Here is a 12841-nt window from a genome sequence, read left to right on the forward strand (position 1 = left end):
AATCAAGTTTTCGAGCCGACAACTTGGAAGCCTCCAAGCCGCGTTAGCAGACGCGGTACCTTCAACGCTAATGGGACACGCCGTGAATCCATCCATGCCGCCAAAGAGTCCTGCAAGCGGTGAGGACACCGCACCAGGAAGCTTGCGGACTGCTTTGTTGAAAGGCATGCACACCGATGAACGCGACTGAAGGAAACCGCTCAAAGGTCGCGGGTTGAGGTCCTGATCAACACAGTTGCTACACGGACGTACTTGCGGCGTGTCCCGCGATGGTGGGCCGGCAAGGGCCCTGCAGCCAAGTCGCAGCTCAGCAGCTCTACAATCGAACAACGTGAAGTAGTTTGGTCAGCCGCTCTTGGGCCCAGATCACCACAGCGCATCGCGTAGCCGGTACCAGCTCATCGCCGCCACCAGTAGCGGGGTGCGCAGCCGCCATCCGCCAGGGAAGGGCAGATGCGGGATGCGCTCGAACACGTCCAGACGTTGGCTTTGGCCGGTGATGGCCTCGGCGATGACATGACCGGCAAGGCCGGTAGCGGCCACGCCATGGCCGGAAAATCCCTGCGCGAAATAGACATTGGCCGCCAGCCGGCCCCAGTGCGGGGCGCGGTTGCGCGAGATGTCCACGTAGCCGCCCCACAGCGTTTCCAGCGGCACATCGCGCAACTGCGGGAACACCGTGTGCATGCGCTGCGTCATCAAACGGTTCAAGCCGGGCGGCGGGCGCGAGGAATAACTGGCGCGGCCGCCGAACAGCAGCCGGTGGTCGGCGCTGAGCCGGTAATAGTCCAGCGCCCAATTGGTATCGGCCACGGCCATGTCGTTGGCGATCAAGGCGCGTGCGCGCGCTTCGCCCAGCGGCGGCGTCGCGCCGACATAGGTGCCTACCGGCATGATGTGGCGCTCCAACGATGCGGAAATGCCGTGCAGCAAGGCGTTTCCTGCAATCACGCCGAAGTCGGCGCTGACACTGCCCTGGGCGGTGTGCATCACCACGCGGTCGCCTTGGTCCAGCCGGGTCACCGCCGAGCCTTCGTAGATGCGCACGCCGGCCGCCAGCGCCGCACGCGCCAGCCCGAGCGCGTAGGCCAGCGGATGCAGATGACCGCTGGCCGGGTCGAACATCGCGCCCAGATACAGCGGGCTGTCCAGTACCTGCCGGGTGCGGGCGCGGTCCCACCATTCCAGCGGGTAGTCGTAGCGCTCGGCCATGCGCACGATGCCGTGCTGCAGGGCCTGCACCTGGCGCGGTTTCAGCGGCACGTGGGCGTGACCGTCGCGCCAGTCGCAGGCGATGGCATGACGCTCGATGCGCGCGCGCAACAGGCGCATGCCATCGCGTGAGAAGTCGAACAACAGCTGCGCGTCGGTATTGCCCACCAGCGCTTCCAGGGTTTCCTGCTCGCAGCCGTAGCCCACGATGGCCTGGCCGCCGTTGCGCCCGGACGCGCCCCAGCCGATGCGCCTGGCTTCCAGCACGATGACCTTGTAGCCGGCCTCGGCCAGGGCCAGGGCCGCAGTGAGGCCGGTGTAGCCGGCGCCGAGAATGCAGACATCGGCGCGTTCAACGCCTTGCAGGCGCGGCTGCTCCGGCAAGGCGGGCGTGCTGCGCGCGTACCAACTGTCGGGATAGCCGTTGCCCGGCGTGTCGGTGTCTGGCAGTTGTGTGGCCGCGCCGCCCATCACACGGTCCGCAGATACCGGGCGTAATCCAGATCCGGCACCAGCGCCTGGTAGTCGAGCAATTCGCGTTGTTTCTGCTGGCCGAACACATGCTGGAACTGGCTGCCCAACTGCTCGCCGATGAAAGGGCTGGCGCCAAATGCATCGACTGCGCCTTGCCAGGTGCGCGGCTGGAACACCGATTGTGCATAGGCATTGCCGGTGACTGGCGCAGTCGGCTCGCCGGGGTGCTGCAGGCCATCCAGCATGGCAGCGAGCACCGCAGCAGCGGCCAGATACGGGTTGGCGTCCGCGCCGGCGATGCGGTGTTCGATGCGGGTATTACGTGCATCGCTATGCGGAATGCGCAGTGCCACGGTGCGATTGTTGAAGCCCCAGCTCGCATCCAAGGGCACGAAGGCATTGCTGACAAAACGCCGATAACTGTTGGCGTGCGGTGCGAACACCAGCAGCGAGGCATCCGCATGCCGCTGCAGCCCGGCGATGGCGTGGCGCAGGCTGTCTGCCGGTGCAGCGGTGCTGCTGGCAAACACGTTGTGGCCATCGGCATCGAGCAGGCTCACGTGCAGATGCAAGCCGCTGCCGGCCTGGCCCGGGAACGGCTTGGCCATGAAGCTGGCGAGCTTGCCCTGCTGCTGCGCGATCGCCTTGATGGTGCGTTTGAGCATCAGTGCCTCGTCGCAGGCGGCGACTGCATCGGCGCGATGCTGCAGGTTGATTTCGAACTGCCCGGGCGCGTATTCGGCCACCGCCGTATCGGCGGGGATGCCTTGTTGCCGGCAGGCGGCGGTGACCGCGTCGGTGAAGCCGCGCTGGTCATCCAGGTCCTGCAGCGAATACACCTGGGTGCTGTCGCTGCGCTCACCGGTGACCGGGTCGCGCGGGGTCTGCGGACGCCCCTGCGCATCGGCCACCGCGTCGAACAGATAGAACTCCAGTTCCACAGCGATCACCGGGGTCAGGCCGAGCGCGGCAAAGCCACGCAATACACGCTGCAGTACCGCGCGCGGTGCAACCTCGAACACGCTGCCGTCGGGGTTGTGCATCGCCAGCAGCAGCTGCGCCATCGGCTGCGGTGCCCACGGCACCGGACGTAGCGAGCCTTCGATCGGCCGGCAGATGCGGTCGGCATCGCCGATGGCGTAGCCCAGCCCGGTTTCTTCCACGGTATTGCCGGTGATGTCGGTGGCGATCAGCGACATCGGCAGGCACACGCCATCGCGATAGATCTTGCCAAGCGCCTCGCCTGTCACACGTTTGCCACGCAGCACGCCGTTGGTGTCGGGCAGCAGCAGGTCGACCGATTCGCAGCCATCGATGCGCGCCAGCGTGGCGGCATCGGCAGCAGGCAAGGACGCGACGAAGTTTTCGGAAGCCATGGGCACCACCTGCAAAGTTACCGCCCAGCCTAGCAAAGCCTGCGTGAGCAGTCGCAACCGCAGTCGCGTTGCGCTTGGCAATGCGTGCGGCGGCGCGGTAAGTTCGGCTGCATCGCAAGTGCATTGCACCTGACGTTCAACGCTCTACACCGGGATGTCTGCATGGCTGTCGTTCCACTGGTCGGGTTGCCGACCGATCGCATCCAGCAAGGGCCGCATCCGTTTCTGGCCGCTGGCGAAAAATACATTCGCGCGGTGGTGGATGCGGCGGGCGCGATGCCGGTATTGCTGCCGAGCCTGCAGCCCACGCTGGAGGCAGGCCTGTGGCTGGATCGGTTGGATGGCCTGTTGCTGACTGGTGCGGTGAGCAATGTCGAGCCGCATCACTACAGCGACGAGCCCAGTTGGGAAGGCAACCTGCATGATCCCGCACGCGATGCCACCAGCCTTGGCCTGATCCCGCAGGCGCTTGCACGTGGCCTGCCGGTGCTGGCGATCTGCCGCGGCCTGCAGGAGGTCAACGTGGCGCTGGGCGGGCGCTTGCATCAACGCGTGCAGGAGGTGCCCGGCCTGGCCGATCATCGCGAAGACCGCAGCGCACCGCTGGACACGCAATACGGCCCGGCCCATCTGGTGCAGCTGCAACCCGGCGGCTGGTTGGCTGGCATGAGCGAGACCGCGCAGGTGTGGGTGAATTCGTTGCACGGGCAGGGTATTGCGAAGCTCGCCGATGGGCTGGTGGTCGAAGCCACTGCACCGGATGGCCTGATCGAAGCCTTTCGCGGCGCCGGGCCGGGCTTTTTGCTCGCGGTGCAATGGCATCCGGAGTGGCGTGTCACACAGCATCCGTTCTACCGTGCCATCTTTCAGGCCTTCGGCGAGGCCTGTCGTCAATACGCCGCTCAACGCGGTCAGTGAGGTTGCATGTCCATCCGCACACGTTCGCGCAAATCCACGCCCAAGCAGCCGGAGAGCGCGCTGCGCCGCTGGCTCAAGGAGCGCAACATCACCGAGGTGGAGTGCCTGGTGCCGGACATCACCGGCAACGCACGCGGCAAGATCATCCCCGCCGACAAGTTCTCGCACGACTACGGCACCCGCCTGCCGGAAGGCATCTTCGCCACCACCGTCACCGGCGATTTCCCGGACGATTATTACGAGCTGACCTCGCCATCGGATTCGGACATGCATCTGCGCCCGGACGCGTCCACCGTACGCATGGTGCCGTGGGCCGCCGACCCCACCGCGCAGGTCATCCACGATTGCTACACCAAGGACGGCCAACCGCATGAGCTTGCGCCGCGCAACGTGCTGCGCCGCGTGCTGGACACCTATGCCGAGGTGAAGCTGCAACCGGTGGTGGCGCCGGAGCTGGAATTCTTTCTGGTGCAGAAGAACACCGACCCGGATTTCCCGTTGCTGCCGCCGGCGGGGCGCTCCGGCCGCCCGGAAACCGCGCGGCAGTCGTATTCGATCGATGCGGTCAACGAGTTCGACCCGATCCTGGATCTGATGTACGACTATTGCGATGCGATGGAACTGGATGTGGATACCTTGATCCACGAATCCGGCGCGGCGCAGCTAGAGGTCAACTTCACCCATGCCGACGCGCTGTCGCGCGCCGATCAGGTCTTCATGTTCAAGCGCACCATGCGCGAAGCCGCGTTGCGGCATGGCGTGTACGCCACGTTTCTGGCAAAACCCATGGAGACCGAGCCGGGCAGTGCGATGCATATCCACCAGAGCCTGTTGCATACCGGCACTGGCAAGAATGTGTTCAGCGGCAAGCGCGAAGGCGGCTTCAGCGACACCTTTGCGCATTATCTCGGTGGCCTGCAGAAATACATTCCGATGGCGATGGGGTTGCTGGCACCCAACGTCAATTCCTATCGAAGGCTGATGTTCGGCGAGGTGTCGCCCAGCAATGTGCTGTGGGGGTTCGACAATCGCACCTGCGGGCTACGCGTGCCGATCGACACCCCGCAGAACATGCGGGTGGAAAGCCGCTTTGCCGGCTCCGATGCCAATCCGTATCTGGCGATGGCAGCGACCTTGGCGTGCGGGTTATTGGGTATCCGCGAAAAGCTGGAGCCGACCGCGCCGATCAGCAGCAACGGCAAGGAGCAGGGATACGATCTGCCGCGCTCGCTGGGTGAAGCTCTAGACGGATTGGAGGGCTGCGAGGCATTGCAGGAGATGTTGGGTCGGCGGTTTGTGCGCGCCTATATCTCGGTGAAGCGGAAGGAATACGAGACGTTCTTTCGTGTCATCAGTTCGTGGGAGCGCGAGTTCTTGCTGTTGAATGTCTGAGGCGTTCGAGTCGCCCGGTCTGGTGCGCACGATTCCCTTCTCCCATCGGGAGAAGGTGCCCGAAGGGCGGATGAGGGTACGGCATATAAGGATGCATGATGCCTCGCGCGTTGGACATTGCGCACCGCCCCGTCCGCGCGTTTTCACGCCCTGTTCGGTGCGCGCCACTGAAAGCATCTTGTGCCCCGCCGATCGACCGTAGACTGCATGTACCCCGCAGCCGGAGTGCCCATGGATCCGCAAGCACTGAAGACCTTGCAGCAACTCGATGCCGCCCATCACCTGCATCCGTTCAACGACAACGCAGCATTGGCCGAGAAGGGCACGCGCATCCTGACCCGGGGCGAGGGCGTGTATGTGTGGGATGCGGACGGCAACAAGTTGCTGGATGCGTTCGGCGGTTTGTGGTGCGTGAATGTGGGCTACGGACGCAAGGAGCTCGCGCAGGCAGCGGCGCGGCAGATGGAGCAGTTGGCGTACTACAACAGCTTCTTTCAGTGCACCACCGAGCCCACCATCCATCTGGCCGCCAAGCTGGCCGAGCTCACGCCGGGCAATTTGAACCATGCGTTCTTCGCCAACTCCGGCTCGGAGGCCAACGACACCATCCTGCGGCTGGTGCGGCACTTCTGGGCGGTGCAGGGGCAGCCGGAAAAACGCATCTTTATCGGCCGACACGACGGCTACCACGGCACCACCATGGCCGGTGCCAGCCTGGGTGGCATGAAAGGCATGCACAAGCAGGGCGGCTTGCCGATTCCCGATATCCACCACATCGCCCCGCCGTATCACTTCGGCGATGGCGGTGAGATGGATCCCGAAGAATACGGGCTGCTGGCAGCGCGCCGCTTGGAAGAAAAGATTCTGCAGCTCGGACCCGAGAACGTGGCAGCCTTCATCGGCGAGCCGATCATGGGTGCGATCGGGGTTTACATCCCGCCGCGTAGTTACTGGCCGGAAATCGAGCACATCTGCCGGCGCTACGACGTGCTGCTGGTCGCCGACGAAGTGATCTGCGGCTTCGGGCGCACCGGGGAATGGTTCGGTGCCGACTATTTCGGCTTCCAACCCGATGTGATGACGCTCGCCAAGGGCATCACCTCCGGCTATATACCGTTGGCGGCAGCGATGTTCAACGATCGCGTGGCCGGTGTGCTCAAGACGCACGGCGGCGAGCTGGCGCACGGGGGCACCTATTCCGGGCATCCCGTATGTGCGGCGGTGGCGTTGGAGAATGTGCGGCTGTTGCAGGACGAGGGCATCGTGGAGACTGCGCGCACCCGGATTGCGCCGTATCTGGCGCAGCGCTGGGCCGAGCTGGGCGAACATCGCCTGGTGGGCGAGGCACGCATCGCCGGGCTGGTCGGCGCACTGGAACTGGTGCCGGACAAGCGCCAACGCGGCACGTATTTTCCCGAGCGCGGCCGGGTAGGGGCGCTGTGCCGCGACTTCGCACTAAAGCGCGGGCTGATCCTGCGCGCGACTTACGACGCCATGCTGCTGTCGCCGCCATTGATCATCACCTGCGAGCAGGTCGATGAGCTGTTCGACAAGGCGTGGGCGGCGCTGGACGACACCGCGCAAGCGCTGGGCAGATGAGTGACCACATCGTGCGCGCATTAGACGGGTGCGGACAACGTGCAGAAGCCGCAATGTTCGAATGCGGCATGCCATCCCCCAATGGCCGCGCCCGCCAGGTGCAGCGCGCGGTCTTTTTCGATAGCCGCTGCAAGCCAGGGAAATAAGCTGGGCAAACAGAAACCCGATGCGTAGGCTGGAACGCTCACCGGCCACACCGCCGGCCCCGCCATGACCGCACTGCTTTGGAGATCCACATGACGTTGCGACTGCTCGCCCTGACGCTGTCCACCACCTTGTTGGCCGCCTGCGGTGGCGGCACTGCGCCAGGCAATGCCGATGCGCGGGCCAAGGTGCTCAACGTCTACAACTACTCGGACTACATCGCCGAAGACACCATTCCCGCGTTCGAAAAGAGCAGCGGCATCAAGGTCACCTACGACGTGTTCGACAGCGACGAGATGGTGGAAGCCAAACTGCTCGCCGGCGGCAGCGATTACGACGTGGTGGTGCCCACGCTGAGCTTCTTCGGCCGGCAGATCCAGGCCGGGGTGTTCCTGCCGCTGGACAAGAGCAAGATCCCCAACCTGGTCAATCTGGATCCGGACATCATGCGCCGCATCGCCGCGCAGGATCCGGGCAATGCCTTTGGCGTGCCGTACATGATCGGCACCACCGGCATCGGCTACAACGTGGACAAGCTCAAGGCCGTCTTCGGCGGCACCGAGGTCGCCAACAGCTGGGATCTGGTATTCAAGCCGGAAAATCTGTCGAAGTTGAAGGACTGCGGCGTCACCATCCTCGACACGCCCTCGGACATGATTCCGATCGCGCTCAATTATCTGGGTCTGGATCCGCACAGCACGGTGCCGGCGGAGATCGAAAAAGCCGCCGCGCTGATCAAGACGATTCGCCCGTATGTGCAGAACTTCCACTCCAGCCAGTACGTGACTTCGCTGGCCAACGGCAATACCTGTCTTGCAGTTGGCTGGTCGGGCGACATCATCCAGGCGCGCGACCGAGCGGTAGAGGCCGGCAACACCGTCAAGGTGGCCTATTCGATCCCGAAGGAAGGCGCGCCGCAGTGGTTCGACATGCTGGCCATTCCCAAGGACGCCAAGCACCCCGACAACGCCTATGCCTTCATCAATTATCTGTTGAAGCCGGAGGTGGCCGCGGCCAACAGCAACTTCATCCACTACGCCAATCCGGTGCGCACCGCCACGCCGCTGGTGGATGCGGCGATCCGCAACGACTCCACCATCTACCCGCCGCCGGAGGTCACCGCCAAGATGTTCACCTACGCGATCAATCCGCCGGAAGTGGACCGGCTGTACACGCGGCTGTGGACCGAGATCAAGACCGGTCGTTGAGGCGGCGGTGGGTTGAAGGCGCGGCCGCGTAGCCAGGTCTTCATAAAGAACCAATCAGTCCAAGCGGCAGCTGACCAGGCTCGTCACGCAATCTGTACCGGGCGGTTCAAATAATTGTATGGTTGCGCCGCCTTCGCCGGACCGCTGCTGCGGAACGTCGTTGCGCGCGCCTCGCCCACGACACAGGACGCCTGACTTTGAGCAACCACGATCACCAGTCCAACGACGGCCAGGCTTCGGCCCAGGATGCCCAAGGCAACGCTGCACACAATCAGCAGGAGCCGCCCAGGCCCTCGCCGTTGAAGAACCCCAAGGTGAAGTGGACGCTGATCGTGGTCGGCCTGCTGGTGGTGGTGTTGCTGGCGCTCTGGCTGGCCTACTACCTGATCAAGGGCCGCTACATGCAGAGCACCAACAACGCCTATCTGCAGGCCGATTCGGTGGCCGTGGCGCCGCGCGTCAGCGGTTATGTGACCCAGGTGATGGTGGGCGACAACCAGATCGTGGAGGCCGGCCAGCCGCTGCTGCAGATCGACGATCGCACCTATCAGGCCACCCTGCAGCAGGCCGAAGCCGCGATTGCCGCACGCCAGGCCGATATCGCTGCGGCAACCGCCAATGTCTCCGGGCAGGAGTCGTCGCTGGTGCAGGCGCGTAGCCAGGTGACCTCTGCGGCGGCAAGCCTGAAATTCGCCCAGGCCGAAGTGAAGCGTTTCGCCCCGTTGGCTGCCTCCGGTGCAGACACCCACGAACATCAGGAAAGCCTGCAGCACGAGCTGGCACGCGCACGCGCCCAGTACGATGCCGCGCAGGCGCAGGCCAAGGGCGCGCAGAGCCAGATCCTGGCCAGCAACGCGCAGCTCGAACAGGCGCAGGCCGGCGTGAAGCAGGCCACCGCCGATGCCGACCAGGCCCGCGTCGCAGTGGAAGATACCCGCCTGACCAGTCGCATTCGTGGCCGGGTCGGCGACAAGACCGTGCAGGTGGGCCAGTTCCTCGGCGCCGGCACCCGCACCATGACCATCGTGCCGCAGCAATCGCTGTACCTGGTCGCCAATTTCAAGGAAACCCAGGTCGGCCTGATGCGTCCGGGCCAACCGGCCGAGATCGAGGTCGATGCGCTGTCGGGCGTGAAGCTGCACGGCAAGATCGAAAGCCTGTCGCCGGGCACCGGTTCGCAATTCGCACTGCTGCCGCCGGAGAACGCCACCGGCAACTTCACCAAAGTCGTCCAGCGGATTCCGGTGCGGATTCGCGTGCTGGCCGGTGACGAGGCGCGCAAGGTGCTGGTGCCGGGCATGTCGGTCGAAGTCACCGTGGACACGCGCTCGGCCAAGGATGCCAAGCAACGGGCCGAGGAGGAATCCGATCGCGTGCAGGCGCAGGAGCGCGCGCGATGAATGCAACGGCAGCCACCGGCCCGCGTGCCGGCGGCAGCGCGCAACGCGAGAAGGCCGAGCCGGGTGCCTGGCTGGCGGTGCTGGCCGGCACCATCGGCTCGTTCATGGCGACGCTGGATATCTCCATCGTCAACGCGGCGCTGCCCACCATCCAGGGCGAAGTCGGCGCCAGCGGCACCGAAGGCACCTGGATTTCCACCGCCTACCTGGTCGCCGAGATCATCATGATCCCGCTGACCGGCTGGTTCGTGCGCACGCTGGGTCTGCGCAACTTCCTGCTGATCTGCGCGGTGATGTTCACTGCGTTCTCGGTGGTGTGCGGTTTGTCGACCTCGTTGACGATGATGATCATCGGTCGCGTGGGACAGGGCCTGGCCGGTGGTGCGCTGATTCCCACCGCGCTGACCATCGTCGCCACGCGCCTGCCGCCGAGTCAGCAGACCATGGGCACCGCCCTGTTTGGCATGACCGTGATCATGGGCCCGGTGATCGGCCCGCTGCTGGGCGGCTGGCTCACCGAAAACGTCAGCTGGCACTACGCGTTCTTCATCAACGTGCCGATCTGCGTCGGCCTGGTGGCCTTGTTGCTGCTTGGGTTGAAGCATGAAAAAGGCGATTGGGCCGGCCTGCTCAATGCCGACTGGCTAGGCATCTACGGTCTGACCGCCGGGCTGGGCGGGCTCACCGTGGTGCTGGAAGAAGGCCAGCGCGAGCGCTGGTTCGAGTCCAGCGAGATCAACATGCTGAGCCTGATCTCCTTGAGCGGATTCATCGCGCTGGTGATCACCCAGTTTCGCCGGCGGCCACCGGTGATCCGGCTGTCGTTGCTGCTGCATCGCAGTTTCGGTGCGGTGTTCGTCATGATCATGGCCGTGGGCATGATCCTGTTCGGGGTCATGTACATGATTCCGCAGTTTCTGGCGGTGATCTCCGGCTACAACACCGAGCAGGCCGGCTACGTGCTGCTGCTGTCCGGCCTGCCCACCGTGCTGCTGATGCCGATGATGCCCAAGCTGCTGGAGGTGGTGGACGTGCGCATCCTGGTGATCGCCGGGCTGATCTGCTTTGCCGCAGCCTGTTTCGTCAATCTGTCGCTGACTGCCGACACCGTGGGCATGCACTTCGTGACCGGTCAGTTGTTGCAGGGCTGCGGGTTGGCGCTGGCGATGATGTCGCTCAATCAAGCTGCGATTTCGTCGGTGCCGCCCGAGCTGGCCGGCGATGCTTCGGGCTTGTTCAACGCCGGCCGCAACCTGGGCGGCTCGGTGGGCCTGGCGCTGATTTCCACGTTTCAGGAACGCCGCATGACCTTCCACACAGAGACCATCGGCAGCGCGATCACCGCCAATGCCTCACGCGCGCAGGAGTTCCTCTCCGGTCTGGGCGCGCAGATGCCCGGCAGCGCCGGTGCGGAGGCGGCCATTCGCTCGATCGCGCAGCTGGCGCGCATGGTGCAACAGCAGGCCCTGGTGATGACCTATAGCGATCTGTTCTGGATCTTCGGCGTGATCGTGGTCTGCACGATTCCGCTGGCCTTTTTGCTCAAGCCGTTACCCAAGGGGGCGCACCTTGCAATGCACTGATTCCATGCGCCTGATCCGCATGCCACTGGCAGCCGCGTTGAGCGCCGTGTTGCTCGGCGGCTGCATGCTCGGCCCCAACTACACCAAGGCGCCGCCAGTGGCCGATGCGGCCATGCAGGCGCCGGCACTGCATCGCGCCAGCGGTGCCGAGGTGATTGCCGCTGCGCCGTTGAATCACTGGTGGGAGGAGCTGCACGACCCGATGCTCACCCAACTGGTCACCCAGGCACTGGCCGACAGCCCCAATCTGCGTGCTGCGCAGGCGCGGTTGTTGGCTAATCGCGCGCTGGCCCGCCAACGCCGCGCCGAGCGCTTGCCCAAGCTCAACGCCAGCGCCTTGTACGCGTATGCCGAGCCGCCGCAGACCATCGTCGACACGCTCGGCGAGTTGCAGAATGGCCAGAACAGCCAGCCGCCGGCCGCAGGTGACGAAGAGGCGAGCCTGGACAAGACCCAGATCTACAGCGTCGGTTTCGATGCGAGTTGGGAGCTGGATCTGTTCGGCCGCCGTCGTCGCGCCGCCGAAGGTGCCTTGGCACAGGCGCAGGCCTCCGAAGCCGAGCTGGCCGATGCGCAGGTGCAGCTGGCTGCGGAAGTAGGGCAGGTCTATCTCAACTACCGCGGGTTGCAGGCGCGCTTGGCCATTGCCGACGCCAACCTCGACAAGATCGGGCAGACGCTGCGCCTGACCCAGCAGCGCCGCGAACAAGGCGCTGCTTCGGACCTGCAGGTCGAGCAGATCGCCACGCAAGTGCAGCAGCAACAGGCGCAACGCCTGCCGCTGGACATGCAGTCGCAGGAGGCATTGGACCAGTTGGCGCTGATGGTCGGGCGTGAGCCCGGTGCGCTGGATACGCAACTGAGCACAACCCAGCCGCTGCCGATGCTGCCCGCGCAGGTGCGCGTGGACGATGCCGGTGCGTTGATTCGCCGGCGGCCTGACGTGCGCAAGGCCGAGCGCGAGCTGGCCGCCTCCAGCGCGCAGATCGGCGAGGCCTTGAACGCTTATTTCCCGCAGGTGACCCTGCTGGGCGGTCTGAGCTGGGTGGCTGGTTCGCCTGGCGATTTCAACTCCGATGCACTGACCACGCTGGCGGTACCTATGTTGCGCTGGTCGATCTTCGATTTCGGCCGCACCAAGGCGCAGGTGGCGCAGGCCCGTGCCGGCAATGCCGGTCGCGAGGCCGCGTACGAGGGTGCCGTGCTGGCCGCGTTGCAGGATGCCAATTCGGCGTTGGCGCGCTTTGGTTCGGCGCGCAAGCAACTGGTGGTGGCGCGGCAGGCCGAAGCCTCGGCCACGCGCTCGGCCGGGCTGATGCAGCAGCGGCGCGATGCCGGTGCCACCTCGTCGATCGATCTGCTCGACGTGCAACGCCAGCAATTGTCCGCGCAGGACGCCGCCGCGCAGGCGCAGGTGCAGTTGCTGGTGAACTACGTCGCCTTACAGAAAAGCCTGGGGTTGGGTTGGAGCGAGCCGGCGCAGGACGCGCGCTGATCGATTTCTGATGCGGCGGGCGCAAGCGCTGCAGCCGCGT

At 65.0% G+C, this 12841-nt stretch carries 9 protein-coding genes; 7 read left to right on the forward strand and 2 right to left on the reverse strand.

What is annotated here, in order from left to right; translation table 11 throughout:
* Positions 1 to 366: 366 nt before the first annotated feature.
* Entirely contained in the window at positions 367 to 1683 is a 1317-nt protein-coding gene (locus tag FFY45_RS06180; protein WP_176339777.1) for an NAD(P)/FAD-dependent oxidoreductase, read from the reverse strand.
* Positions 1683 to 3062, reverse strand: a complete 1380-nt coding sequence (locus FFY45_RS06185) for a glutamine synthetase family protein (RefSeq protein ID WP_176339778.1) — start codon at positions 3060 to 3062, stop codon at positions 1683 to 1685. Before FFY45_RS06185 ends, FFY45_RS06180 begins: the two co-directional genes overlap by 1 nt.
* Before the next feature lie 162 nt (positions 3063 to 3224).
* Here FFY45_RS06185 and FFY45_RS06190 point away from each other — a divergent pair, with 162 nt between their 5' ends.
* The 7 genes from FFY45_RS06190 to FFY45_RS06220 all read left to right on the forward strand — a co-directional run bounded on the left by FFY45_RS06190 (position 3225) and on the right by FFY45_RS06220 (position 12801).
* On the forward strand, positions 3225 to 3980 hold the full coding sequence (locus tag FFY45_RS06190) for a gamma-glutamyl-gamma-aminobutyrate hydrolase family protein (RefSeq protein ID WP_176339779.1): 756 nt from the start codon (positions 3225 to 3227) through the stop codon (positions 3978 to 3980).
* Between the two features lie 6 nt (positions 3981 to 3986).
* Entirely contained in the window at positions 3987 to 5372 is a 1386-nt protein-coding gene (locus tag FFY45_RS06195; protein WP_176339780.1) for a glutamine synthetase family protein, read from the forward strand.
* Between the two features lie 231 nt (positions 5373 to 5603).
* Complete coding sequence (locus FFY45_RS06200) at positions 5604 to 6971, forward strand: aspartate aminotransferase family protein (protein ID WP_176339781.1); 1368 nt, start codon at positions 5604 to 5606, stop codon at positions 6969 to 6971.
* Between the two features lie 236 nt (positions 6972 to 7207).
* The gene (locus FFY45_RS06205) at positions 7208 to 8323 is read left to right on the forward strand and encodes a polyamine ABC transporter substrate-binding protein (RefSeq protein ID WP_176339782.1); all 1116 of its coding nucleotides are present in this window, start codon (positions 7208 to 7210) and stop codon (positions 8321 to 8323) included.
* A gap of 197 nt (positions 8324 to 8520) precedes the next feature.
* Positions 8521 to 9723 carry an HlyD family secretion protein gene (locus tag FFY45_RS06210; RefSeq protein ID WP_176339783.1) on the forward strand — a complete coding sequence of 401 codons (1203 nt, stop codon included), beginning with the start codon at positions 8521 to 8523 and terminating at the stop codon, positions 9721 to 9723.
* The gene (locus FFY45_RS06215) at positions 9720 to 11306 is read left to right on the forward strand and encodes an MDR family MFS transporter (RefSeq protein WP_176339784.1); all 1587 of its coding nucleotides are present in this window, start codon (positions 9720 to 9722) and stop codon (positions 11304 to 11306) included. The genes FFY45_RS06210 and FFY45_RS06215 overlap by 4 nt, the downstream gene beginning before the upstream one ends.
* A gap of 4 nt (positions 11307 to 11310) precedes the next feature.
* A complete protein-coding gene (locus FFY45_RS06220) occupies positions 11311 to 12801 on the forward strand; it encodes an efflux transporter outer membrane subunit (protein WP_176339785.1) in 1491 nt (496 codons plus the stop codon).
* Positions 12802 to 12841: the final 40 nt, after the last annotated feature.

This window comes from Xanthomonas hortorum, from assembly GCF_011305375.1.
In the GTDB taxonomy this organism is placed as follows: domain Bacteria; phylum Pseudomonadota; class Gammaproteobacteria; order Xanthomonadales; family Xanthomonadaceae; genus Xanthomonas; species Xanthomonas hortorum_E.

Coding starts and splice junctions, on each gene's coding strand:
- FFY45_RS06180 (WP_176339777.1), bottom strand. CDS start 1,683: ATGGGCGGCGCGGCCACACAACTGCCAGACACCGACACGCCGGGCAAC.
- FFY45_RS06185 (WP_176339778.1), bottom strand. CDS start 3,062: ATGGCTTCCGAAAACTTCGTCGCGTCCTTGCCTGCTGCCGATGCCGCC.
- FFY45_RS06190 (WP_176339779.1), top strand. CDS start 3,225: ATGGCTGTCGTTCCACTGGTCGGGTTGCCGACCGATCGCATCCAGCAA.
- FFY45_RS06195 (WP_176339780.1), top strand. CDS start 3,987: ATGTCCATCCGCACACGTTCGCGCAAATCCACGCCCAAGCAGCCGGAG.
- FFY45_RS06200 (WP_176339781.1), top strand. CDS start 5,604: ATGGATCCGCAAGCACTGAAGACCTTGCAGCAACTCGATGCCGCCCAT.
- FFY45_RS06205 (WP_176339782.1), top strand. CDS start 7,208: ATGACGTTGCGACTGCTCGCCCTGACGCTGTCCACCACCTTGTTGGCC.
- FFY45_RS06215 (WP_176339784.1), top strand. CDS start 9,720: ATGAATGCAACGGCAGCCACCGGCCCGCGTGCCGGCGGCAGCGCGCAA.
- FFY45_RS06220 (WP_176339785.1), top strand. CDS start 11,311: ATGCGCCTGATCCGCATGCCACTGGCAGCCGCGTTGAGCGCCGTGTTG.